Raw genomic sequence first — 25732 nt, 5'->3', positions numbered from 1 at the left:
CGCGGCGGTCCTCGACGACCGCCGCGCCCCCGCCGCTCAGTAGCTGACCGTGACCTGCATCTGCCGCCAGGTCTGCGGGCCGACGACCCCGTCGACCGTGATCCCGCGCAGGCCCTGGTACCACCGCACGCCGACCTCCGTGCGCGCGTCGAAGCCGCCGGTCGCCCGGCCACACCGCCGCTCCCCCACGAACCGCTGGACGAAGGCCACGTCGTCGCCGCTCGTCCCCCGGCGCAGGGTGCGCGAGCCGGGCGTCCGCTTGGGCGGCGTCGGCGCGGGGGGCCTGGTCGCCTCGCGCAGGGCGGCCACCGTACGCAGCCCCACGACGCCGTCCACCGCCAGCTTCCGGGCCTGCTGGAAGGTGCGCACCCACGCCTCTGTGGCGGCCCCGAAGTCACCGTCGACCGCCAGCCTGGCGCCCAGCCGGTTGGCGACGGCCTGCAACTCGCGGACGTCGCCGCCCCGGTCGCCGCGCCGCAGCACCCGGTCACCGAGCTTCGGCACCGGCGCCGCCAGGATCCCCCAGCTCCGGTCACTGCGCTCCAGGGCCGGCTGGTGGCTGACGCTGACGTGCAGGTGCCTGTCGTGCGGGTTGCTGCCGGTGTACCGGGCCGGGGCGAACCCCCGGGTCCGGCTCCAGATCGTCCGGTCGAAGATCACGTACTGGGTGGCCGGGTGGGCGATGCACTTGCGGATCACCAGCGCCGGGTCGATGCCGTCCCGGTCGATGTCGAGCGCGTTGACCGAGCGGTCGTCCGCGTCCGGGTTGTGGTCGGAGGTGCCGGCCTGGTGGGCGGCGTCCCCGATCCAGCCGTCCGAGGCACGGTCCCGATGCGGCCAGCGCCGGTCGACCTCGTCGCGCAGCAGCCGCAGCGTCGGCGCCAGGTGGTACGCCGCGAGCGCGGGCGGCTCCGGGGGCGGCTCCTCCTCGGCGGCGAAGAGGTCGTACTCGACCGCCTCCCCGATCCGGCTGCCCGGATCGTCGTCCTCCGGGACCGGACCCACGTCGACCTGATCGATCACCGCGTCCATCTCGTACTCCTGTCTGCTGACCGCCGGTGCGGTGTCACGCGGCGGTGGGGGTGGCCGGCACGGCGGCGGGCGTCGGGTCGACGTCGGCCGGGGCCGCCCGGCGGGCGTGCTGCGCCGCGGGCACCTCGACGGCCAACGGTTCGAGATCGGCACGGATCGCCGAGACCTGCCAGTAGAAGGCGTGCGACGCCTTCGCACCGTCGACGGTGCGGACCCGGAACTCCCCGGCGGCGACCCGCGACGCCGCCAGCGGCGACACCGGCTCGTCGTCCTCGAAGACCGGGGTGAGCTGGACGGTGCGGCCCTCCAGCCGGGTCAGCGCCTCGAAGTAGGCGGGCAGGTCGACGGTGGCGACGCCGTCGACGAGCCGCCCCTCGCCCCGGTAGTAGACGCCGTTCTCGGGGCCCTCCAGCGCGGCGTGCACCAGCAGCCGGCGGTCCGGATCGGCCGGATCGTCGAGCGGGTGGTCGATGACGAACTGCTTGGTCCGGCCCACGATCTTGCCGGTGCCGGCCTCCAGGGTGATCGGGTACGGGCCGCCGGCCGGGCCGGCGTACATCGCCCCGGCGACGAACAGGTCGAAGGTGCTGACGCCCCCGCCGCTCCAGGCGGGAATCGAGTTCCGCTGCTCCTTCACGCTGAGCGAGCCGTCGACCTGCACGTCGCCGCCGAAGGTGGCCTGCCGCTCCACCGACAGGGTGCCCGCGGTCGGCGCGGTGCTGCCGCCGTGCCCGACGTACACGCCCTGGGTGTTGAGCAGGTACAGCCGCTCCGGGCCGCTCAGGTGCAGCCGGCCGGCCCCGGCGAGATACCCCCCGGCGGGGAGGTTGACGGTCCCGGCCACCCCGAGCGCGCCCTGCACGGTCAGGTTCCCGCTGGCACCGGACTCCTTGACCACGGTCAGCCCGGCACCGGCCTTGACCGCGACCTGGCCGTCGCTGATCAGGGTCAGCCCGCCGCGGCCACGGACCCGGGCGGCCCGCAGCTCCTGCACCTCCAGGTCCGCGTACGGCTGGCTGTGCAGCGGGTAGCCCAACCCGGGGGCGTTGCTGCTGCGGTCGACCAGTTCGAAGCCGCGCCCGGCCCGGAAGGAGAGCTGCGCGTGCTGGACGCCCGGCCCCCAGAAACCGAGGCCGGTGACCACCTGGTCGGCCTGCACGGCGGCGCCGTCCAGGCTGCCCAGGTGCAGCATGCTCTGGCTGATCCGCAGCCGGTCCCCGCCGGCCTGGTGGAAGGCGATCGCGTCCTCGGGATCGTTGTTGTTGCCGATCCGCAGGATGGTGTTCTCGCCGGCCGCCGCCCAGTAGCGGATGAACGCCTCGTCGCCCACCCCGCCCCCGGGGTTGGCGGGGAACTGGATGCCGGCCGACGGCGAGTTGCCGACGGCCGGCACGATCGCCCCGACCGGCATCCGCAGCCCGGCGACCAGCCGGCCGGTGCTCTGCACCGTCACCACGCCCCGGCTGCTGACCACCTGGCCGAGCACGATGGTGCGCTCCGGGTCGGCCGCCGGGGCTTTGGTCAGCTCCAGCCGGCCCTCCTCGGTCCACCGGGTCTCGCCGGCCACCCCGCCCTCGTTGCGCGGGTCGGTCAGCGTCTCCAGGTAGCGCAGGGTGACCTGGAACGTGCCGTCGCCGGGCGGGCTCAGCCGCCGGCTGCCGGGCACCACGATGAGCAGCCCGTCGGCGTCGACGGCCGCGCCCTCGGCGACCGTGACGTCGCTCCCGGTCGCGCTCAGCTCCAGGCCGCTGACCACGCCGACCGGTTGCCGCAGCCGGGCGGTGAGGTGCTGCCGGGACAGCAGGTAGTCCACCGCCTGGGCCAGGTCGGCGGCCCGCAGGTACTGGTGGTCGTAGTAGCGGGGCCGGGCCATCGGCAACGGCACGTTGTTCTTCCAGTTGATCGTCATCGGTTTCTCCGCGCGAGGTCGAGATCGGTGGGTACGGGCGGGGCGTCCGCCGGGGTGGCGAGGCTCATCGGGGCTCCACGGCGTCGTAGCGCAGACCGCTGGACACGGCACCGCCGGTGGCGTGCCGGGAGCGACCGAGCCACAGGTGCACCGAGCCGTCCACGCCCCGGGCCAACTGCCACCGGCGGAGCACCCGGACCCCGGACCGGCCGATCTCCTCCTCGGGGACGGCCAGCTCGACCACCCCGGCGCCGCCCGGACCGGGCCGCCAGTCGAGCACCCGGCTGTGCCCGAGCACCGGGACCGGTGGTCCGTCGCGGGTCGGCTGCTGGATCGGCACCCGCCGCAGACGCACCGCGGTCGGGTCGCCGGGCAGCGGGGTGGGGACGAGCGGCACCCAGTTCTCCGGCACCGTGGTGGCGAACGCGTAGGACAGCTCGGGCACGGTCAGCGGGCGTCCGGTCGCCGGGTCGACCGGCGGCGGATCGGGCACCGGCGGGCGGGGCGGTACGGCCGACCGGGCGACCTGCGCGCTCCGGTCGATGGCCCGGCCGGTCGCGCCGGTCACCGTACGCTCGATCGCCCAGGCCAGGTTCGCCATCTCGTCCCGGCCGAAATGGACCTCCTCGATGGGCTCGGAGTCCAGGGTGGCGGCGGCCGTCGCGGGCAGGACCAGCACGTCGGCGGGCCCGTCGGTGACCGCGCCGGACGGCCGGAACAACGCCCAGCCGCGCCCGCCGGGTGCGGCCGGCACCAGGGTCGCGGTGCCGAACGTGTCGGTGACGATCAGCGACCGGATCCGGGTGGCCGAGCCGACCGGCAGTTCCAGCGGGACGATGAAGTGGTCGTTGGCGTAGACCAGGCCGTACTCGATCAGGAACATCCGGGCCAGGTCGCCGGCGCCCGCCCCGACCTGGGCCAGGTTGATCCGGGAGTCCTCCATCTCCCAGAACCGGGTGGCCGGCATCCCGGCGTAACCGACCGGCGTGGGCAGGGTGGTCCGGACCAGCTCCTCGCTGGTCGGCTGCGCCTGCAACGTGTCACCGGGCGCGTGGTCGAAGTGATACCAGTCCAGCCGGTCACCGTCGTACTCCCGGGCGGCGAGCACCAGCTCACCGGCCGACCCGGCGGCGGCGACGGCGAACTCGTACTCCATCCGCTCCCGCTGCCAGGCGGTGTCCTCCAGCCCGGCGGTGCTGATCAGCGGGTGGAAGTCCGCCGGCGGCCACGGTGGACTCGCCGGCCGGGGGTCGACCCCGGGCGAGATGACCGCCGGTAGCTGCAGCAGGTACCCGCCGGGTGGGCCGGGCGGGCGGGGCGGCACCCCCAGCCAGGCCAGCCAGCCGGTGATCGCGGTCCGCACCGCGCCGGTCAGCGCCGGCGGCACGGGCACGTCGGACTCGACGGTCCCGGCCGCGCAGGCCCGCAGCAGCAGGTCGCCGTGCGGCACCCGACCGGCGACCACCCGCAGGTAGCCGACCGTGGCCGGGTCGGCCGCCGACGGGGCGTCCGGCGGCACCGCGGGGATCCGGTAGCGGCCGGCGACCGCCGGTCCCAGCTCGCCGGCACCGGCCTCGGCCAGCAGCCGCAGGAACTGCTGGCCGGTCTCCGCCGCCAGGCGCAGGTCGACGGCGGTGGCCGCGCCCTCCCGCTCGGCCAGCGCCTCCAGCGGGATGGTGGCCGGCAGCCCGATGGTGCTGCCCGAGGCGGCACCCGGGCGGTACTTGATGAACGGGGTCACCTCGGCCTGCACCCGGGCGACCACCGGCGAACCGGCGTCCTCTCCGGTGAACTCGCCGAACTGCCACTGCCGGCCGAGCAGCCACAGCGGATCGGCGGTACGCGCCTCCAAGGCCGGGCTCAGGTCGCCCCGTCGGGTACGCGGCTCCAGCCGGGTCCAGGTCGTCACCGACGCGGACGGATCCGGCGCGGCGGCCGGGGGCGCGGCCGACGCCGACTGGTGATCGTGCCCGGGGTGGCTCATCGGCCCTCCTGCTCACCCGGCACGGCGGGCGCCGCGTCCGGAACGAAGTCGGTGGTGGTCGCCGCCTCGGCGACGTTGGTCGGCAGGTAGAACGCGGGCAGGAACTGCCCGCCGGCACCGAGCGAGTCGAGGTCGGTGACCCGGGCGATCGCCAGGTCGAGAGCCTCCTCGACGGCCTGGGCGAGGCCCGCCGGCTGCCAGCTCGTGGTCCCGTCGGCGCTGACCGCCAACAGCACCGCCTGGGGAGCGGCGGCGGCCGGCGCGTCGTACTCGAAGGTCAGGCCGGTCCGGGTCCGGGCGGCCGGCACCACCTCGGTCCACTCGTCGACGAGCAGGCCGTGCACCGGCTGGGTGAGGTCGAGGTCGCCGAGGCTGACCAGGACCAGCGAGGTCGGCTGGCTGTCCGGCTTCGGCGCGGCCTCACCCACCCACCGGTCGTCGGCCTGGAAAGGCAGTTGGGCGACCCGGACCCGCGACGGCACCCGCACCACCCCGCCCGCGTCGAGCGCGTCGGCGTGGGTCAGCGCCTCCTGCAACCGGGCCACCGCCGGGCGGACCCGACCGTAGCGGGCCAGCCAGCGCCGTACCGGGTGGGGCGAGCCGCCCTGGAGGGCGTCGCTGGCGGCGAGCGCGGTGGCCAGCGCGGCCGGATCGGGGGCCCGGCTGGCCGACAGCACCGGCATGTCGGCGCCGAGCAGGGCCCGTACCCGCGCGACGTGCAGCTCGCGGCGGGCCTCCGGTGACGCGCCCGGGTCGTCGAAGTCGGTCTCCGGGTCACAGTCGCAGCCGTCCAGCGGACACGGGACGGTGCCCCGGGCCTCGGCGATCAGCCGGCAGTGCGCGGCGATCCGCCGGGCCAGTTCGTCGCCGGCGGACCGGCCGGCCTCCGCCACGGCGGCACCGCTGTCCGGCGGCGGGAACACCCCGACCACGCCGAAGCCGGCGGCCGTACGCAGCGCGCCGCGCACGGTGGCCCCGCCCCCGGCCGGGTCGTCCGGGCCGCCGGTGGGACGCAGGTCGCCGGCCGTGGCGCGGGCGAGCTGCCACAGCTCGGTGGCCTCGTGCCGGGTGGTCTGGTCGACCTGCACCGGCGCGTCGGACTCGGTGCCCAGGTCGGCGGCGAGCAGTTGCCGGCTCCGGCCGAACAGGTCACGCAGCGCCGCGACCGCGGACAGGAACTCGGCCAGGCTGACCCGGGAGGCCGGCCAGTCGGGGTTCCGGTCGTAGTCCAGCTCCAACCGCCAGTCGGGGGTCACCCGGGGCGGCGCGAAGCTGCTCCAGGCGACCAGTTCGATCCGCCGGTCCAGGTCGGTGCCGGACGGCACGCCCGGATGCGGCGGTGCGGCGAGGTGGTCCACCGCCGCCGCCTGGAGGAAGTCCAGGCTGCCCTCGACGGGGTCGGTGACCTCCCCGCCGTCGGGTGCGTGCCAGCGCATCCGCCAACACACCCGGTTGGCGGGCGGCAGCAGCGCGGCGGTCAACGCGTCGACCGCCGCGCCGATGATCCGGGGCTGCGCGGACCGGCCGGCCGGCCAGTCCACCCGCCGGTCGGCGAACCGGGCGTCGAGGTTGAACAGCAGGGCGACCCGGTGGGTGACGGTCACCCCGCTGGCCGGGGTCCGGGTGAAGTGCAGCTCCGGCGGGCTGCCGGCCGCGCCGGAGGCGACGTCCACCGCCGCGGCGGCGCGGTCCATGTCGCCCACGGCGAGCTGGTGCACGCCCTCGGCGAGCAGGGCGTCGGCGACCGCGTCGGCGTGGTCGGCCAACTCGGCCAGCACCTCGCCGACGGCGACCCGGGCGGCACCGGGCAGCTTCGCCAGCTCGCCGGCGAGCGCGCCGGCCCGGTGCAGCCGGTGCAGCTCCAACCCGTCCGCGACGGCGGTGGACGCGACGGTGTCGACGATGCTCGGCAGGCCGCCGTCCTCGGCCGGGTCGACCCGGTGCGCGCGTACCGGGGCCAGCCGGCGGAACAGCGGGAGGTACTGGTCGAGCGGGCCGTCCGGATGGTCGTGCAGGCCGCGCTCGAAGCGGTAGCCGAGCAGCTCGCCCAGGGCCTGCCCGTCGCGCATGCCGGCGAGGAGCTGCCCGGCCAGCCGGACCCGGCGCGAGGAGAGGTCGACCGCGACCGGGTTGTCGTCGCCGCCGCCGTGCGAGCGCCACGCGCTGCGCAGCACGGCGGCGGTGGCCGCCTGCGCCGGGGACGGGGCGTGCACGTGACCCGCGCCGGCCGGGGCCGCCACCAGCCTCGCCGGCACGCTGGTGTCCAGCACGTGCGCGGGCCGGTCGACCAGGGTGGGCGGCGGCGCCGGGTGCAGGTCGGTGAGCCAGCCGTACGCGCCGACGTGCAGCCCGTCGGGCGTACCGGCCGGCCGGGTGGCGGGCAGCCGGTCCAGCCGGGTGCTGGCCAGCGAGGTGACCCAGGCGTCCAGCCGGTGCGCGGCGAGCCCGAGCGTGCCGGCGACGTACCGGTCCAGGTCGTCCGGGTCGAGGGTGGCCGTGTCCAGCCCGGTCGCCAGGTCCTCCAGCACGCCGCGCAGCTCGCGCAGGTCGGCGGTGGCCGCCCGGTGCCGGGCGTCGTCGTCCCCGGCCTCGGCGGCCAGGTACTCGCCCACACTCCGCCCGCCGGTGCCGGGCACGGTGACCGCCAGCCGCCGACGCAGCGTCGGGGTGACCTCGCCCGGTCGGACGTCGACCAGTTCCGGCTCGGGGATCTCGGCGGCGGCCGGCAGCCCCGCGGCCTGCGCGAGCAGGTCGGCGGCGGCCGAGTGTTCGGCGATCAGCGCCGCCCGCAGCAGCCGGTGGAACAGCGGCACCGGCCCGTCGGCGGCGGGTGCGACGGGGATCTGGTCGCCACGCAGGCCCACCACGGCGAGCGCGTCGAGGTAGGCCCGGATCCGGTCGGCGCGGGCCGGACCGGGTGCGGCCACCAGCGGGGTGCCCAGCGCGAAGGCGCCCTCGGCGAAGACCGCCAGGGACAGCCGGGGATCGACCGGGCCACCCAGACCGAGCGCGGCCAACAGCGCCCGGCCGGGTTCGACGACCTGCTGCCGCCAGTCCGCGCCGAGTTCGAGCCGGGCGAACCGCCACAGCCAGCTCACGTAGTCGTTGCCGAGCATGCTGCGGGCCCGGACCTCCAGCACCCGGGCGTCGGTGGCCAGGATCTCCACCATGGTCAGCTCCGGGTCGGGCAGCCCGGGCCGGATCCGGGGCGCCGGGGTGGCCAGCCAGACCTGCCGCCAGAGCTCGCGCAGCACCGGGACCGCCCGTGCCTCGGCGGGGCCGGCCGGCTGCCAGCGGCGCAGCGCCGCGATCGGCAGCAGTCCGTAGGGCTGCGCACCGATCCGCAGGGTGGGCAACGGCCCCTCCGGGTGCAGGTGCTCGACGAAGTGGGCGCGCAGCCTGCGCTGCTCGTCCGGAGTGGCCACCGGCAGCAGGTGCCGCAGCATGCTGCCCGGCCCGGCCGGCCAGAGGGCCCGCCGGACCAGCCGGGCCATCCGCCGTTCGTCCCGGTCGGCGGCGGCGGCACGGGCCAGCGCGGTCGGCGCGTCGGCGCGTACCGGCCGACGGCGGACGGTCGCCAGGTCGTCGGCCGGTGGCGCGGTCGTGGGCGACCCGGCCGGTGCGGCGCGCAGCGGTACGGCCAGGGCCCGGCTGGCCAGGGCGGCGGCGTTCTCGTCCGGCGCCCCGGTGCCGCCGGGTACCGCGTCGGTGCCGGTGACCCGGGCGACCGGGGGACGCTCGGTCACGGTGACCGTCTCGGTGTTGTTGGTCGGGGTGCCCGGCGGCAGGAAGGCCAGCCCGTCGGTGGCGGCGTGGGCCTCCAGCAGCCGGCCGAGCCGGGCGGCGGAGATGTCCGGGGCGGTGTCGGTGTCGACACCGAAGACCAGCAGGCGGTCCACCGGTTGGGGCCGGCCGGCGCTGTCGGTGGGCACGTCGACGGCGAAGGCCATTCCGGCGGCCACCGCGGCCGGGTAGTCGACCATCCAGCGCATGCCCTCGTCGGCCGGGGGTGACTGGGCGCCACCCGCCCCGACCGGGGTGCCGGTCACCGGGGCGTCGGGCAGCACCGGGGTCGGTCCGGCGGCCAGGTCCCGGGTCACCGGTGGGGAGATGCCGGTGAACAGCGTGTTGCCGGTGGTGCGGCCCACCGCGTACCAGCGGGTGGGCAGCAGTCGGACCCGGGCCGGCTCGCACCACGGCGCCGGCCGGCGCAGCGGATCGGGCAGGTCGCCGGTAACCGGGTCGGGCTCCATCACCCGGGCGATCCAGCCGGCCCGGGTCTCCCCGAACCGCCGGACCAGCTCGGTCCAGGCCTCCGTACCCGGTCCGGCCGGCAGCGGGTCGCCGGCCGGGCTGACGCCGGTCGGTGCGGCACCGTCGACCAGGGCGGTGCCGTCGGCGGTCGGGCCACGCCAGTACGCCTCGCCGGCCGCCACCTCGTCGTCGGTGAGCCGGGGCTCGTGGCTGTCGATGTGGATCTGGTCGGGATAGACCCGGATCCGCAGGGAGGCACCGTCGAACCGGGTCTCCAGCCGGACCGGCAGCAGCGCCAGCGGGTATCCGGTGGACAGCGTCCACGGGGTGCCGGTGAGCGCGTCGGACAGCGGCGTCGGGGTGGCCGGCGGCTCGGCCAGCGACGGCCGGGTGGCCCGCGGGACGGAGATGGTGCCGGCGGGGCGGGGGGTGACGGTCATGGTTGGGTCTCCGGCGTGAGCAGCAGGTCGCTGGCGTGGCGGGCGAGCATGACGGGCCGTTGCAGCGCCACCCGGGCCATGTCGGCGGCGTTGCGGCCGAACACCGCGCCGTCCACCGGCGTGGCCGGGAAGCCCGGCGCGTACGGGGAGAGGAACCGCGCCCCGGCGGGCAGGTCACCCCAGTGCAGGTCGTCCCAGTGCTGACCGGCCCAGACCGGGGCGCCCGACGCCGGCCGGTCGGCCGGCTCGATGTCCAGACCGAACCGGGGTGCGGTGGGCTGCTCCCGCAGGACGAAGAAGTAACCGGGGTCGCCGTGCGCCTGGTCGGTCGCGCCCCGGGCCTGTTCGGCGGTGAACGGGAAGCCGAACAGCAGCAGGTCCGGGGAGAGCCAGGCGTTGAAGATCGGCGGCAGGTCCACCCCGGTCGGCTCCCGCCGCTGCGGCCCGGTCCAGCGGGCCCGCCGCATGGTGACCACGGTGGACGGGAACCGGCGCAGCACCTCACCCCGGATGACCAGGACCAGGGACTGCTCGTCGGCGGCGCCGACCGCGGTCAGATGGCTGCCGAGCGGGCCGGTGCGCCAGGCGTCGTCGGTCAGCGGTGGGATGTCGGTCAGCGGCCCGCCGGCCGACACCGCGCCACGGACGTCCCAGAACTGCCGGAACCAGGTCTGCCGGGGATCGGCGGGGAAGCCCCGCCACAGCATCTCCCGGCTCATCTCGTGGTTGAGCCCGACCAGGAACGCCTCGATGAACCGGGGATTGGCGGCCAGCGCGGTCATCGTCTCCGGCGCCACCGCCGGCAGGTTCGGCACCACGTACTCCTGGGACAGCCCGCGCAGCAGCTCGTAGCTGGGCACGTCGAAGGTGATCCCGGCGAGCAGTCGGCGCAGCGGGTCGGTGGTCTGGGGCAGCACGTCGACCAGGAGGTCACCGGCGACGCTCAGCCCGGCCAGCACCTCACCGGCGACCGCGGTCTCCGGGCGTACCGTGGCGCGCACCGCGCCCGCCGCCGGGCCGAGCGGCACCCGTGGCGGCTTCGGGTCCCTGGGCAACGTCTGGGCCGGGGCCAGCCGGTCCTGGTGGTTCGCGGCGGCGGCGATGAACCGGTCGCCCATCGTGCTCCGGGCCGCCACCAGGTCGGCGCGCAGGTCGCCGACGAGCATGCTGCAACCACGCCCGGTCGTCGCGTCCGCCGCGCCGGGGATGTCCTGCGGCGGGCTCCAGATCACCGGCACGCCGTCGGGGTCCAGGTCGAAGCCGACCCTGGTGGTGAGCACCCCGACCCGGGAGCGGTGCGCCACCACCAGGTCGGGACGCCGGGTGCCGCTGACGTCGACGACCGCGACCCCCGCCGCGCCGCCGGCGGCCACCGCGGCCTCGCCGTCGACCGGCAGCGGGCCGGTCCACCCCGGGTCGGCGATCCGGCCGCGCCGGTTGATGCCCCGGCCGGTGAAGTACCGGGCCGTCGGCAGCCCGGCGGCGTCCGTGCCGGCCACGAAGACCAGCAGGTCCGGCACCTGGTCGCCGGTCATGTCGACCACGTCGACGCTGACCGAGTGGATCGCCTTGAAGGTGTACGGCGTGGGCAGCGAGTCGGTCCAGCCCCGGGTGACCCGGCCGGCCGCGTCCAGCCCCCAGCCGACCCGGTAGTACACCCGGCTGGTGGCCCTCGCCGGGTCGGTGCCGTTGACGGCGTAGCCGATGACCAGTTCGGGTGACCCGTCGCCGTCCAGGTCGGCGACGGTGACGTCGACCGCGTCGGCGTGCCCGCCGACCGGATCCGGCAGCTCGTACGGGCCGGCCCAGCCGCCGGTGGCGGTGCCGTTGCCGTCGATCCCGCTGCCCACCCAGTAGGCCAGCCGGCGGGTGCCGGGCGCGCTGCCGGCCAGCACCGCCACCGCGATCAGGTGCGACGGTCGGTTGCCGGTGAGCGTGGCGGCGGTGACCGAGGTGGCCGATGCGGTCACCCCGGTGAACGGTCCGGCCACCGGCGCGGTGAGGGTGTTCTCCCGCAGCAGGCCGGCCTCGTCCAGGTGGTGGACGGCCTGCGAACGGATCCGGCTGCCGGCTCCCTCGTCGACGGTGTACGACACCAGCAGCGAGGAGAGCAGGCCGAGCCGGGGCGCGAAGCGGACGTGGGCCGGGGCCGGGGCGGTGTCCGGGCCGGCGCCCCGTGGATCGGCCGGGGTGCCGTGGTCGACCCACCCGACGGCCCGGTCGCCCCAGGTGTACGCGGCCAGCCGCCCGTCGGCGGTCCGGACGAAGATCTCACCGGCGCGGTCGTCGCCGACGACCGGGCCGGGTCGGTGCGCGGCGATCCCGTTGGCCGGCCGGCCAATCTCCTCCCAGTTCCAGGAGTAGACCCCGGTCTCGTCGTTGCGCCACTGGTAGCGGCCGTACAGCCGCAGGTCGGTCGGGTCGCCCTCGGGGTGGGCCAGGACGAGCAGCTCCGGCTCCTCGTCGTGGCCGCTGGTCACGGTCTGCTGGCCCAGCGAGACGATCCGCAGGTTCTGCGCCAGCGGGGGGCGGAAGGACACCCGGCCGTGGTTGACGATCCCGCCCCAGCCGGGCACCCGGGTGACCAACTCCCCGGTCGGGGTGAGGTAGCCGAAGCCGTCGGCCCGGGGGTGGCTGAAGGTGTGGTAGGCCGCCGGGGAACCCCAGATCGGCGGCGGCTGGCCGGGACCGTCGGCGATCAGGCTCCACTGCCCGTTGTGGACGAAGAGCCGCTGGGCGGAGGTGGCCACGAACACGCCGGCCGGGGTCGGGCGCGGCGAACCCCACAACCGCTCGCCGGTGGCGAGCTGCGGGCGGCCGAGCGACACCCAGGTACGGGCCACGGTGGCGAAGCGGTACAGGTCGCCGCCCGGGGCGAGCAGGTAGATGTCGGTGCCGCCGGCGGTGGGCCGGCTGGCGGTCCCACCGGGTGGGCTGCCGCAGTCCGTCCACACCCACCGGTCGCCGTCGTAGCGGCGCTCGTAGAGCCGGCTGTTGCGGGTCCGCACGTACACCCGGTCGGGGGCGACGGTGGCGCCGGAGGTGACCACCTGGGTGCCGGCCGGGGCGCCGTGGTCCCGCCAGGTCCAGGCGCCGTCGAGCCGTCGTCGTTCGAACAGCCGGCCGTCGGCGGCGGCCACGAAGAACCGGTCCGGGCCGAGCAGGTCGCCACCGTTGCTGGCCAGCGTGGTGACCGGATCGTCCGCGGCGGCCCGGGCGAGGGGCGCCGGGAGCAGGTTGACGGCCGGGTGCCACCACGGGTCGGCCGCTTCGAGGATCCCCCGGGTCAGCCGGGCGATGCCCTGTTCCTGCGGTACCAGGTCGTCGAAGACGACGCCGCCGGCCGGGATCTGGGCCGGCGGTACCGGGCTCGCGCCGCCGGCCAGCCGCAGCAGCGCCGCCGGTGCCGGCGCGGCGGGGCGCAGCCGGCGGGCCAGTGGGCCGCGCGGACGGGCCAACCGGCGAAACGGCGCGCTGGTCGCCGCCCGGGCGCCGGCGTTGCCGTCGAGCAGTTCGTCCAGCGACTCGACGGGGGCGACGCCGGCGCTGGCCAGCCCGGTCGGGGCCGGGGCGGGGACCAGGTCGTGCACCGGACGGGCCAGTGCGACGAGCTGGTCGTCGCCGAGGGCGGTACCCGGTGCGGCCGGGTCGACCCGCTTGGCGAACAGGGCGGCGGCGCTGTCCCGGGCGGCCTGCCCACGGCGCAGTTGCTCGTTGACCTCGAACAGTTCGGCGGCCCGCTGCCAGGCGGCGGCGGCCAGGTCCTCCTGGTGTTTCTGGATGACCCGGGTGCCCAGCGCCGCCGCCGCCCGGTAGCGCGGGTCGAGGTTCAGCCCGGCCAGCCAGCGCGGCTCGTCGCCGGGTGGTGGCACCTGTCCCTGCTGGCGGTGGATCTCGCCGTACAGCGGCGGGGTGAGCCAGTCCTCGACGTGGGCGAGCAGCTCGGTCATCCGGGCCTGCCAGGGTCCGGCGGCGGCCGGCTGCCAGACGGTGGGGGTCATGCTGGGCGAGGCGAGCGCGCCCTCGAAGGCCAACACGGAACGGCCCTCGACGCCGGCGGGTTCGAGGTCGGGCAGGCCGCCGCCGGCGGCGCCGATGTCCACCGGCTGCCGGCCGACGTCCGCCGGCAGGGCCCGGCCGCGCAACCGTCGGGCCAGCGACTCGAAGTCGCCGTCCGGGCCGGTGCGGAAGGTCCAGTGGTGGTAGACCGGCAGCACGATCGGGGCCTGCGGGTCGGCCGCCGGTGAGCCGGCGCCCCAGGCCGGCACCAGCGGACCGGCGTCGACCGGCAGGCCCAGCCCGGCCCGCACGCCGGCGTCGAAGGCCGGTACGACAGCGGCCAGGTAGTCGGTGTCCGGGGCCAGCCGCCGGGGGCAGATCAGCCGGGACAGGGTGCGCTGCGGCGCGTCGGCGATGATGTCGGCGACGTTCTCGTCCTCGGCGAGGACCAGCACCTGGGCGTGCGCCCAGGCCCAGGACTCGGCGAGGTCGGGAAGCTGCCCGACGGTGGTGCCGAGCCGGGCCAGCGGCTGCCCCGCCGAGGTGTCCAGCCGGCCCTGCGGACCCGCCGGCACGACGACGAGCACCAGCCAGGGACGCAGCCGGCCCTGCGGGTCGGGCTTCGCCGGGGTGTACAGCCAGGGCAGGTCGGGCCGGTCGAACTCGACCGCCGCGAACAGGGTCACGTCGACGTTGTCCGCGCCCGCCGCCGGGTGGCTGCGGATGATCTGCTGGCCGTCCAGGCCGGTCACGTCACCCGGCCCGTGCAGCAGGGCGGTGGTGGTGCCGACGACGTCCACCGGTTCGACCCCGGCGGGGCCGGTGCCGTGCGCGGTCACCGCGAGCGCCACCTCGGAGCGGGCGTGCGGCAGCGCCCCGCCGAGCGGGTCGGGTTCGGAGACGAGTCGGGCGACGCCGTCGCGTACCCAGGGCAGGAAGCGGAGGCCACCCATGTCAGGACACCTTCTCGGGTTCGGCGAGGACGATGGTCGGGTTGGGCATGCGGACGCTGGCCCGGCGGAACAGCCGGCCACGGTCGCCCCCGGGGGCCACCTCGGCGGCCTGCGTCGCGGTCGGCAGGGCGGCTACCGGTGGGCGTACCCGGGCCGGTCGGGCCCGCCGGCCGGTGGGGTGCGGGGTGCCCCGGCCGGGCAGCCAGGACGGCCCGGCGTCGCGCAGGCCGAGGCCGGCGCCGCTGAACCGGGCCGCCCCGGTGGTCCGGCTGCGGGCGTTGGCGGCCGGGCCGGTGGCCGCGAACAGGGCGAGCAGCCCGCCCGGTCCGGCACCGGCGGCCGAGAGGGTGGCAGGCGCCGCCGGCATCTCCCGGCCGGCGTCCTCCGGGTCGTCGATGATCACCCGGTCGTAGGCGTCGTCGGCGTCGAGCCCGGCGAAGACGGTGACGCCGTCCGCCGGCAGGGCGGTGCCGTCCGGCAGGGCCACCTCACGGCCAGCTTCCATCCGTTCGAAGCCCGGGGTGAGCACCCGCTGCTCGGGGGTCAGGTCGCGGAACTGGCCGGGGGCGAAGTCGTCGAGGATCGGCGTGCCGAGGGTGCCGCGTACCGTGTCGTCGCCGGTGCCGACGCTGACCTCGGTCAGGGTGAACCGGTGCGGACCGCGAATGCGGGAGGTGCCGATCCGGTGCAGCTCGACGCCGAGGGGCAGGACGTTCTGGCGTACGCCGAGGGTGGCCCCCGGGGAGAGCAGCAGCGCACCCCCGGGTCCCTCGACCGCCCGTAGGGCCACCGGTTCGGTGCCGGCGACGGCACCCCGGATCTCCCAGGCGTCCGGGCTGGACAGCGCCGAGCCCAGCAGCGCCGCGGCGTCCACGTAGCTGGGTTCCAGCGCGTCGGCGCGCTTCCCGTCGGTCCAGTCGAGTTTGGCCGACACCTCCCACCACAGGAACTTGATCCGCGCCTCGCCCCAGGCCCGCCAGGGGCCGGGGCCGCTCACCCCGAGGACGAGCCGGACCACCAGCAGCTCGGTGCCGTCGTAGGTCAGGGCGACGTACGCGCCGATCTCGGCGGTGAACCAGAACGGCGTGAACTGGAACAGCACGTCCAGCCAGGCCCGGCCGTCGAGGACGAAGCCGCCCGCCTCGAAGTGCATCACCAGTTCGGCCCCGAACTGGGCGGTGTTGCTGGTGATCGCCAGGTAGGCGTTGAGCTTGAGTCCCTTGCCGGACTTCTGCAGCGCGATCTCGAACCGCTTGACCGGCGGGAAGCCGGCCGGCGGGCAGAACCTCGGGTGGAACCCGCCGATCGACATGGCGAACGACGACGACCGGCCCCACCGGGCCCGGACCATGAACTCGCCGGCGACCGGCCGACCGAACAGGTGGGAGCCGATCAGGGCCCCGTCGAGGCTGATCTCCCGGCGGGCGACGTCGATGATGCCGGCCGAGTCCAGTCGCAGCCGTCCGGCCGACTGGAAGTCGATGACCAGCTTGCCGAGCAGCAGCACCCGGACCGGGTCGGGGAACTCGACCAGCACGGCGAGGTCCGCGACGACCTGCCCGGAGAGGAAGTTCAGCCGGACCATCGCGCCGAGCACGGTGCCGGTGGGGTCGACCGGGAAGATCCGGCTGAGGGTGGCGATCACCGCCGGCGCCCGGCCCACCACGTCCTCGGGGAACAGCAGCGAGTCCAGGGTCCCGGCGCGGGCGGCGTTGCGGACCTCCTCGGGGTCGCTGCGCCGGTTGTGCCCGACCACCAGCCCCAGACCGGTGATCGAGATGCCCCAGAACAGCATCAGCCCCGGGTACCACTGGAAGGTGCCGACGACCAGCATGGAGAAGGTTTGGTCGCCGTCGGCCTCGACCAGTCGGCTGCCGTCGGGGTTGCGGGTGTTGAGGATGGCGGTGGCCTGGAGCAGGAAGCCCCGCATCGGCGACGCGCCGTCCGTGCCGGCGATGCCCAACTGGAGGGCGCCGGCGTACATGCCGCGGGGCTCGTCGACGAACAGGTAGCCGCCGCCGTTGACGAGGCCGTTGTCGATCCGCAGCCCCACCCCGTCCGGGGCCTTGAACCGGGGCACCAGGTCGGCGTCGCCGAGGTTGCCGGTGCCGGCCGGCAACGCGGGCGGGAAGGTCAGGTCGGCGCGGATCCCGATGTTCTCCACCACCGCGTGCAGCGGACCGAGCTCGGCCCGGACCGTGGTGGTGACGGTCAGGCCGACGCTGGCGGTGGGCGTGCTGGCGGCGAGCGCGATCCGTAGCCCCTCCAGGTGGATGCCGCGCAGCGAGAGGTGCATCGGGTAGTCGGCGGTCAGCGCGGCGGCCCCGGACAGGTGCAGGCCGGTCCGCAGCGACCAGCCCAGGCCGAGGTCGAAGCCGAACCGCAGACCGTCGGACGGCAGCAGCCGGGCCAGCAGGCCGTCACCGTCGCCGGCCTTGACGACGAGTTCGGCGCGGCCGGCGGCGAGCATCAGCTCGACGTCGTCCCGGCCGGTGCCCAGCGCCGCCCGGCCGCGCAGCACGAGCTGCCCGACGGACAGGTGGGTGCCGTCGGGTGCGCCGATCACCCAGCCGGGCTCGTCCTTCGGCGCGATCCGGGCGATCTCGGCGGAGAACCTCACCGCCGGGCCGCCCCCGGCGACGGTCACGCCGGCCGAGTTGATCGCGATGGCCGGGCCGGCGCCGGCCAGGTCGGTGGCGACGTTCCAGCGGCCGAACGCGCCTTCGAGGTGCACCTCGCCGGTGGGGGCGACGATCCCGGTGAGCAGGCCGTCCCAGCAGGCCAGGGCGAGGGTGACGCCGAGGTGGAGCTGGGCGTCCGGGTCGGCGGCGACCAGTGGCCGCGGTCCCGGCGGGCCGAGCAGCGCGGCCGGTTCCCCGCCGGGCGGCCCGGCGACGGCGAACCGGAGCCGGAGCAGGCCGTCGGCCAGCCGCTGCCCGACCTCGCCCTGGTCCGGACCGATGCCCGGCCGCACCCCGTGCGCGGCGTCCACCCCGAACGCGCGCAGCGTCGCGGCGAGCCGGGGCAGCAGCCGCGCGGCCAGCGCCTCGACCGCCTCGGGGGTTTCCCAACCGGCCGGCGCGTACAGCCCCTTGAGGTATCCGCCGGGGTCGGAGACCAGCTCGACGAGCCGTTCCAGGTGCAGTTCGTCGCGGTGGCGGGGCAACCGGATCGGCGCGTCGCCGGCCGGCATCGGCGGGCTCGCCGGCAGCTCGACGCCGGGGGTGACCAGGCCGAGCAGGGTCAGCAGCGGCACCGTCCAGGGCGCCCGGCGCAGCAGGTAGGTGAGGATCAGGTGGTCGACGAGGTCGTCGGCCAGCGCCTCGGGCAGGCCGGCCAACGGCGGTAGCTTCCCGCGTACCGCCGGGGGCAGCGTGCCGACCTGTCCGAACGCGGTGCCGGCCGCGGTGCCGATCTTCTTGAGTTCGGCCAGCGAGTCCGGCAGGCCGTCGGCGATCGCGGCGTCCAGCGTCTCGATCGCCACCCCGACGGTGCCGACCCACTGCTCGAACGCGTGCGCGTCGACCCCGCTGATCGCCTCCAGGTCCCAGCCCAGCGCCCGCATCAGCCGGGCCCGCCGCCACGGGTCGGACGAGCCGAGCACCGGTTCGGCCAGGGTGCGGAGTTCGCCCCAGAGCAGGGCGAGGACGTTCCGGTTCCGCTCGACGTCGTCGCTCATGCGTCCGGGTCTCCTTCACTGCGGTGGTGGTCGTCGCCTCGGGTCGGGCGGGGGCTCATCCGGTCACCCGGGACAGGTCGCCGGTGTCCAGCCGCAGCGAGCCGCGCTGCGGCGACAGCGTCCGGTCCGCCGCCGGGAGCACGGCGACCGGAAGCTGGTAGTTCGTACCGCCCGGCCAGGTCGGCCAGGCCCGCACCGCGGCCAGCGCGGCGGGCAGCTCGGCGTCGGGCGGGGCCCCGGCGACCTGGCCGATCGCGGTGATCAGGGCGGTCTCGTGGGCGTCGGTCCAGCCGGTGGGCGGGCCGGTGAAGTCCGGCCCGAGGGTCCGCGCCACGGTCAGCACGGTGCGCAGTTCGGTGCCGGCGCGGGGCACCGTCCGCTGCTCGGGCGGCTCGCCGGCCACCGGCGCACCGAGGGCGACCAGGTGGTGGGCGCGGTACGCCTGCCAGCAGCCCAGCAGGGCCACCGCCCGTTCCGAGGTGAACAGGTCACCGATCCGGACCCGGCGGGGCTTGCCGTCCGGGCCGGGCACGTCCGGCACCGTCACCGGGGCCGCGCCGGGCGGGTCCCACGGGGTGCTGAGCAGGTCGTGCAGGCCCTGGCGGGCGAAGCGCCAGATGCCGTGCCGGACGCCGGGCCGGGTGCGCAGGCCGGTGGTGAAGCGGTGCACCCAGTGCCAGCCGCGCAGGTCGAGCAGTTCGAGGACGTACTCGATCGGCGCGCCCGCGCCACCGGTGTGGTCGCTCAACGCCGGCCGGGCCCGGCTGACCCGCAGCTCGGGGTAGAGCAGGGCGCCGCCGTCGACACCCCAGCCGGGTGTCCCGGACAGCCCGGCCAGCCCGCCCATCGCCTCGTACGCGTCGCGGTCGGTGGCGCGCAGCGCGGCCAGCCAGGCCCAGAGCTGGCCGGGTTGGGTACGCCAGTCCGGCCGGGGCGGCAGGTTCACCGGTGCGCTGCGGGGCCCGTCGGCGGGCCAGCCGAACGGGCCGATCCGCAGCACCGCCGCGTCGGTGCCGTCCAGCACGTCGAACCAGCCGCCGGTGGAGCCGGGTCGGGTGTTCTCGGCGACCGCCCGCAGCACCTTGAAGGTGGACAGCCGGCGGCGGGCCGGGTCGGCCACCGCGGGGTCGCCGCTGCCGGCGGCGGTGGCCAGCGCGGCCAGCGACGGTCCGCCGGCCTCCCCGTCCTTCGGCGGGATCAGCGCCTCGGGGAGCAGTTCGAGCGTCGGTTCGACCAGCGGGCCGGCCCACTGCGGCGCGGCGGCCCGGCTGCTCCAGCGACCCAGCGGGATCAGCTCGGGGTGGTTGGCCGGCGCCGGGCCGGCGCCGGCCGGCCGGCCGGTCACCACCCGCGAGTAGAGCCGCTGGTCGGCCGGGTGGCCGGCGTCGACGTACCAGACGTTCCCGGCGGCGAGCTGCTGCGGGCTGCCACCGGCGACCTGCCACGCCTCCACCACCACCGGGCAGCGCCAGCGCTTGTCCAGCCAGTGCCGGATGGCGAGCTGGGTGGCCAGGTCGGCGACCCCGCTGACCGGTCCGAGGTAGCGCTCGGCCGCCGGCACGTCGACCGCCGCCAACCGGTCGGAGTACCGGGTGGCGGTCGCCTCGGCGGGTTCGTGGGCGACCCGGTCCGCGCGGGCGTACGTCTGGAACTCGCGCACCGCCCAGTAGGTCGTCGAGTCGAACTCGCCGGGGTCGCGTGCCGGAGCGAACCCCAGCGTGGCCAGGTCGGCCTGCAGCCGGGTCACCCACCGGTCGGTGACCAGGTTCGCCGGCCGGTCGGCACCGTCGTAGTGCGCCTTCCCGCCGGAGCGGGCGTCGTGGTCGTCGAAGCGCAGCACGTAGCCGTACGGTGGGTCGGCCAGCAGCGAGCAGCCGTACGACAGGTCGATGGTGTAGCTGGTCAGCGCGGCGGCCCGGGTCTCCGACGGCAGGTGCCACCAGAGGCGTTGGGTGGCCGTCTTACGCTCGCCGGCCGGCCAGTCGAAGGTGATCTCGCCGAGGTTGTTGTGCCCGACGATCTCCTTGCCGTTGCCCCAGGTGCCGAGATACCCGTCGAGGTTGCGGGCGGCGGCCAGGTACTGCGCCAGCGCCTGCTCGCGGGGCAGCCCGGCCGGGTCGAGTACGGCCTCCGGGGTGCCGTCCCGGCGTACCGTCGGGTCGGCCTCGTCGTGGTGGGCGAACTGCACCTGGATGCTCCACTCCGGCGGCCGGCTGAGCAGCTTGAGCCGGTCGTAGTCGCTGACCGCGGGCCGGCCGGAGACCCACCAACCGGAGACGGCGTCGGCGGCCACGCTGACCTGCACCCCGGCCTGGAAGCGCCGGCCCTCCTGCCGCTCGTCCTCGTTGGCCCAGCCGACCAGGTCGATGCGGCCGAGGCTGTCCAGCAGCGGCACGTACCCGACGTCGTGCAGCAGCCGGGTCAGCGACACCTCGTTGCGCAGGGCGCTGGAGACGAACCCGGCGATCACCCCCTCGGTGCGGTTGACCCCCTGGAAGGGGTGGGCCGGGTCGGGGCCGCTGGCGTAGGGCAGCGTCGCGGAGTAGCGGATCCGCTCGGCCGAGCCGAAGTGGATGTCGCCGCCGAGCATGACGATCCGGCGGCGGCGGACGCCGTCCGGGCCGGGCGGGGCGGCGGAGAGCAGCCGGCCGAGGAACTTGTGGGTGGCCGCGTCGCTGGTGATCCAGGCGTCCTCGGCGTCGGCCTCGTACCGGCCGGCGATGGCCTTCATGGCCGGCTGGGCGAGCTGTTCGAGCAGCGGCATGCCGAACACGGCGACCGGCTGCGCCAGCACGGTGACCGCCTCGTCGTCCAGCACCCCGCCGCCGCTGATCATCTCGTCGAGCGGGTGGTCGGCGAGCAGCAGCCCGCCGGGGTGCCCGGCGCCGGCCGGGTACTCCCGCCAGGTGCGGGTGTCCAGGGCGACGAGCTGGTAGCGCGGCCAGGTGACCGTGAAGTGGTAGCTGAGGGCGCCGGCGGGGCGGGCCGGCCGGCCGTCGGCGCCGATCGCGGTGGGCAGGCCGAGGCGTTCGCGCAGCCGCAGGTCGTCCACCGCCGCGGGGGCGGCCAGCCAGCCGCTCAGCGCGGCCAGCAGCTCCCGGCCCGGCTCGCCGGCCGCGCCCTGCTCGGCGAACCGGTCGGGGGTGTTGCCCCATGCCTGGAAGACCGCGTACGCCGCCATCGCGTTGCGCACGATGCGCCGGCCCAGCTCGGACCCGATCACCGCACCGGTGACGAACTCCCGGGTCATGTTCCAGTCGTCGGTGACCTCGTGGTCGTCGGCGATCATGTAGGTGGCCACGTTGGCCAGCGACCGCCGTACGGCGACCAGGCCGCGCTGGAAGTTCTTCAGCCGGATCGCCTGTTCCTGCCACCGCACGAAGCGCTGGATGATCTTCTGCTGCTGGCTGCTGGCGTCGTAGGCGCGACCGACCAGCAGCCGGTCGTAGACGGTGTCGCCGGGGCCGCCGCCCTGCGGGTCACGCAGGATCCGGGTGTCGGCCGGGAAGACGTGCTCGAATCGCGGGTAGGTCGCCGGCCAGAGCTGGTCCGACCAGGCGAGCAGGTACATGCAGGCGTACTCGCGCAGCGACATCAGGTGGCTGGCGGCCTCGCCCGAGGTGAACTTCGCGTCCCGGGACAGGGTCACCGACCGGTTGCCGGGGGTGAACAGCCGGTCGGCGGGTGGACTGGTGGAGCCGTCGGGGAGCAGCTCCGGCGGCAGGCCCAGGGTGGCCCCGATGCCGGGCAGCGCCGGGACGGCCGGCAGTCCGTCCCGGGCGGGGACCGCGTCGTGCCCGTGCACCATCGCCAGCAGCACGTCGGCGACGTCGTCGGCGTAGATCTGGTCACCGCCGAGCACGAGCTGGTGCGGGCGTACCGTCGGGTCGCCGCCGGCCGCCGCGATGATCGGGTCCAGGACGGCCAGCGCGTCGTGGCCCTCGCCGTGCGGCTTGCGGCACGACCCGTGGAAGATCCGGAGCTTCCCCGGGTCCGACGGTGGCGTCACGAAGCTGGGGTATCCGGGTGCGCCGCCCGTCGCCCGGGGGTCACCGGCGTAGCTGAGCAGCGACCGGGCGGCGGTCTCGCCGGCGGCCACCGCCCCGGCGGCCAGCAGGCTCGGCCAGTTGCCGGTGGAGCCCGGGAAGGCCAGGTCGTAGCCGTAGAGCCGGCCCTGCTGGAGGCCGCCGACGGCCTGGACGGTGGCCACGTACAGGTTGCCGCCGAGGCGGACCGCGGCCCGGCTGCCCGTGGCCACCGTGGCGCCCCGGGCGTAGGTCGGGCCGGGGCCCACCTCGAACACGGTGAGGGTGACGGTGCAGGCGGATCGGACCGCGACGAAGACCGCCACGCTGCCCGGATCGACCCGGCGCACGATCGGCCCACAGACAACGTGGGGTGGTCCGCCCGGAGCGTCCATCGTCGAGGTTCCTTTCGCATGTCCACGAGCCGGATTCAGCCGCGGGTCGGCGCATCGCGGTGCCGGGCCGGCGGGGAGTTCCCTCGTCGCTGCCGGCTGCCGCTGGTTCGTGGCACGGGACCGCGCCACGGTGGGTCGGCCGCTGCGGTAGCGGCGCACGGCAGTCTGTGCGGCGGTCGCACCCGCCCACCAGGGACGGGTGTCCCGGGTGGACGGGACACCCGCCACTCGGCCGTACGGGCAGCCGGCCCCCGGCCCGTTCGGGCGGCGGCGGTCCGGGGGCAGAATGAGCGGCTGTCATGACCTCCCGCCCCGGCGACGAGCCGCCCCCGCCGCACCGCGACACCCGGCACCGAGTCGCGGCCTGGACGGTGCTCACGCTGACCGCGACGCTGACCGCGGCGGCCGTGGCCGCCTGGTGCGCGGTGCTGCCGCCGATGACCACCACGCAGCTCTTCTCGCTGGTGGACCTGATGGACGGGGTGATCTACGGCGGGGTCGCCTGGCTGATCCTCGGCCGCCGGGCGCACCTCGCCGGCTGGATCGTCGCGGCGGCGGCTCTCGGCGGTTCGCTGGCCGCGTTCGCGGCGCAGTGGACCCTGCTGGCCGAGCGGCACCCACAGTGGTGGGCGCCGGCCGCGCTGACCAGCGCCCACCACTGGGCCTGGCTGCCCGGCCTGTACGGCCTGGTGGTGCTGATGCCGTGGCTGCTGCCCGACCGTCCGATGCGGTGGGGCGCCCGGACCGCCGTCGCCGCCGGGGTGCTCTACCTCGCCTGCGCCCAGGTCGCGGCGGTGACCGCCCCGGCCCCGTACGGACTGTTCCCGATCACCGATCCCGGGCTGCGGCAACTACGCGTCGACCTGTTCGCACCGATCATGCCCGCGCTCGTGCCGTTGGGGCTGATCGCCGCCGCCGGGACGGCCTGGCGGTGGCGTACCGGCCCGCTGGGACAGCGGCACGGGATGGGTTGGCTGACCGTCGGCAACCTCCTGCTGTGCCTGGCCTTCCTGCTGGTCTCGCCGCCGTTCTGGCCGGGCTTCGGGCCACCCTGGGCCGCGCCGCTGCTGATGCTCGCCTCGCAGGCGTTCTTTCCCGCCGCCGTGCTCGTCGTGGTGCTCCGGCAACGGTTGTGGGGTATCGAGGTGGCCGTCCGGCGGACCCTGGTCTGGCTGTTGATGACCGCCGGCGTCATCGCCACCTACATCGGCGCCGTCACCCTGCTCGACCGGTTGGTGCCGGCGGGCTCCCTCGCCCCGAAGATCGTGGTCACCGCGCTGCTGGCCGCCGCCTTCCAGCCGGTACGCCAGTGGGTGCAACGACGGGTCGACCGGTTGGTGCACGGCGACAGCCAGGAGCCGCTGATGCGGCAGGTCGTCCACCGGCTCCGCAGCGCCGACTCCGGCGGCCAGATGATCGAGAACGTCGCGGTCGCCATCGCCACCTCGTTGCGCCTGGCGCGGATCACCATCACCGTGATCGAGCCCGGCCGGTCGGGTCCGGGCAGCGCGCCGACGGCCTACACCGGCACCGGCCACCCCGGGGACCACCAGCCGACGCCGACCGGCGCCGGACAGCTCACCGTCGACCTGGTCAGCGGTCAACGGACGGTCGGTCAGTTGACCGCCTGGCCGCGGCCGGGTGAACGGCTCGGCGGCCACGCCGCCGCCGCGCTGGCCGACCTGTCCCCGGTGGTCGCCGCCGTCGTCGACCTGGCCAGCACCAACGAGGCGCTGGCCCGGTCCCGGACGCGCCTCGCCGAGGCCCGGGACGAGGAGCGCCGTACGCTGCGTCGCGACCTGCACGACGGACTCGGGCCGGCGCTCAGCGGGATCGGGCTCGGCCTCGCCGCGGTCCGCAACCTGCTCCACCGGGACGTGGCCCTGGCCGGGGAACTGCTCGACCGGCTGGTCGTCGAGACCACCCAGCGTGCCGACGAGGTACGCGACCTGGCCCGGGCCCTGCTGCCGCCGGTCCTCGCCGACGGCGAGCTCATCCCGGCCCTGCACACCCTGCGCGAACGGTACGCGGTCGCCGGCCTCGACATCCGCGTGGCGGCCCCGGCGCAGCTCGGCCCGTTGCCCGACACCATGGCGACCGCCGCCTACGGCGTGATCACCGAGGCGGTCCGCAACGTCCACCGGCACGCCGGTGTCGGCACCTGCACGGTCACGCTCATCCACCGGCCGGACCGGGTGGAGATAACGGTGGCTGACGACGGTTGCGGGCCTCCGCCGCCCACCCGGTCGCGCGGGGTCGGGCTGCAGTCGATGCGGGAGCGGGCGACCGGCATCGGCGGCACGTTGACCATCGGCCCCGCCTCGACCACCGGCGGCCCGCAGGGTACGGCGGTCACCCTGACCATCCCGACCCGGGGAGCCGGGGCGTGACGGCGCCGATCCGGGTGGTCGTGGTGGACGACCACCCGGTGTTCCGACTCGGCATGACCGCGCTGCTGTCCACCCTGGACGGCGTCTACTGCGTCGGCGAGGCCGCCGACGTCACCACCGCGCTGGACGTCGTCGCGGCCGAACGTCCCGACGTGGTGCTGATGGACCTGCACTTCGCCGAACGGTCCGGGATCGAGGCCACCCGGATCATCACCAGGCGCGCGCCGCAGATCGGGGTGCTCGTCGTCACCATGCTCGACGACGACGAGTCGCTGGTCGCCGCGCTGCGCGCCGGCGCCCGTGGCTACCTGCTCAAGGGGGCCAACCCGACCGAGGTCGAGCGCAGCATCCGGGCGATCGCCAACGGCGAGATGATTCTCGGCCCGGCGGTCGCGGCCCACGCCACGGCGCTGTGGTCCGGGGTCCGCGCCACCGGGCCGGCACCCTTCCCGCAACTCACCGATCGGGAGCGTGAGGTGCTGAACCTGGTGTCCCGGGGGCTGGACAACGGCACCATCGCCCAGCGGCTCGGGCTGAGCCCGAAGACCGTCCGGAACAACCTGTCCAACATTCTGGTCAAGTTGCAGGTGAGCAGCCGCGCCGAGGCCATCGTCCGGGCCCGGGACGTCGGTCTCGGCACCGACTGAGGGCGAGGGCCGCCGGCCCGGCGGG

Annotated in this window: 9 protein-coding genes; 2 read left to right on the top strand and 7 right to left on the bottom strand. The window is 76.0% G+C overall.

The annotated features are described in order from the left end of the window. Window positions 1–36: 36 nt before the first annotated feature. The 7 genes from ACIQG9_RS15350 to ACIQG9_RS15320 form a co-directional block, all read right to left on the bottom strand. The gene (locus tag ACIQG9_RS15350) at window positions 37–1032 is read right to left on the bottom strand and encodes a peptidoglycan-binding protein (protein ID WP_400402229.1); all 996 of its coding nucleotides are present in this window, start codon (window positions 1030–1032) and stop codon (window positions 37–39) included. Between the two features lie 34 nt (window positions 1033–1066). Further along, window positions 1067–2941 carry a hypothetical protein gene (locus ACIQG9_RS15345; protein ID WP_400402226.1) on the bottom strand — a complete coding sequence of 625 codons (1875 nt, stop codon included), beginning with the start codon at window positions 2939–2941 and terminating at the stop codon, window positions 1067–1069. A 64-nt stretch (window positions 2942–3005) separates the two neighbouring features. Continuing rightward, complete coding sequence (locus ACIQG9_RS15340) at window positions 3006–4925, bottom strand: hypothetical protein (RefSeq protein WP_400402224.1); 1920 nt, start codon at window positions 4923–4925, stop codon at window positions 3006–3008. Then, on the bottom strand, window positions 4922–9619 hold the full coding sequence (locus tag ACIQG9_RS15335; protein WP_400402221.1) for a hypothetical protein: 4698 nt from the start codon (window positions 9617–9619) through the stop codon (window positions 4922–4924). Before ACIQG9_RS15335 ends, ACIQG9_RS15340 begins: the two co-directional genes overlap by 4 nt. After that, window positions 9616–14571, bottom strand: a complete 4956-nt coding sequence (locus ACIQG9_RS15330; RefSeq protein ID WP_400402219.1) for a hypothetical protein — start codon at window positions 14569–14571, stop codon at window positions 9616–9618. The genes ACIQG9_RS15335 and ACIQG9_RS15330 overlap by 4 nt, the downstream gene beginning before the upstream one ends. A 1-nt stretch (window position 14572) precedes the next feature. Then, window positions 14573–18250 (bottom strand): DUF6603 domain-containing protein, encoded by a 3678-nt coding sequence (locus tag ACIQG9_RS15325; protein ID WP_400402217.1) that lies wholly within the window; start codon window positions 18248–18250, stop codon window positions 14573–14575. A 55-nt stretch (window positions 18251–18305) separates the two neighbouring features. Then, window positions 18306–22670, bottom strand: a complete 4365-nt coding sequence (locus ACIQG9_RS15320; RefSeq protein ID WP_400402215.1) for a peptidoglycan-binding protein — start codon at window positions 22668–22670, stop codon at window positions 18306–18308. Between the two features lie 299 nt (window positions 22671–22969). Between ACIQG9_RS15320 and ACIQG9_RS15315 the strand changes: the two genes are divergently transcribed. Continuing rightward, a complete protein-coding gene (locus ACIQG9_RS15315; RefSeq protein WP_400402213.1) occupies window positions 22970–25060 on the top strand; it encodes a sensor histidine kinase in 2091 nt (696 codons plus the stop codon). Further along, the gene (locus ACIQG9_RS15310; protein WP_400402210.1) at window positions 25057–25707 is read left to right on the top strand and encodes a response regulator; all 651 of its coding nucleotides are present in this window, start codon (window positions 25057–25059) and stop codon (window positions 25705–25707) included. Before ACIQG9_RS15315 ends, ACIQG9_RS15310 begins: the two co-directional genes overlap by 4 nt. The last annotated feature ends 25 nt before the right edge of the window (window positions 25708–25732 follow it).

The sequence above is a fragment of the Micromonospora sp. NPDC092111 genome (assembly GCF_044755745.1).
Classification (GTDB): domain Bacteria; phylum Actinomycetota; class Actinomycetes; order Mycobacteriales; family Micromonosporaceae; genus Micromonospora.
Note: the sequence above shows the minus strand (reverse complement) of the source record. Positions and strands in the feature narration are given on the sequence as shown.

Excerpts from the sequence above, each read along its gene's own strand:
- ACIQG9_RS15320 (WP_400402215.1), bottom strand. The coding sequence starts at position 22,670 with ATGGACGCTCCGGGCGGACCACCCCACGTTGTCTGTGGGCCGATCGTG.
- ACIQG9_RS15350 (WP_400402229.1), bottom strand. The coding sequence starts at position 1,032 with ATGGACGCGGTGATCGATCAGGTCGACGTGGGTCCGGTCCCGGAGGAC.
- ACIQG9_RS15315 (WP_400402213.1), top strand. The coding sequence starts at position 22,970 with ATGACCTCCCGCCCCGGCGACGAGCCGCCCCCGCCGCACCGCGACACC.
- ACIQG9_RS15345 (WP_400402226.1), bottom strand. The coding sequence starts at position 2,941 with ATGACGATCAACTGGAAGAACAACGTGCCGTTGCCGATGGCCCGGCCC.
- ACIQG9_RS15335 (WP_400402221.1), bottom strand. The coding sequence starts at position 9,619 with ATGACCGTCACCCCCCGCCCCGCCGGCACCATCTCCGTCCCGCGGGCC.
- ACIQG9_RS15330 (WP_400402219.1), bottom strand. The coding sequence starts at position 14,571 with ATGGGTGGCCTCCGCTTCCTGCCCTGGGTACGCGACGGCGTCGCCCGA.
- ACIQG9_RS15340 (WP_400402224.1), bottom strand. The coding sequence starts at position 4,925 with ATGAGCCACCCCGGGCACGATCACCAGTCGGCGTCGGCCGCGCCCCCG.
- ACIQG9_RS15325 (WP_400402217.1), bottom strand. The coding sequence starts at position 18,250 with ATGAGCGACGACGTCGAGCGGAACCGGAACGTCCTCGCCCTGCTCTGG.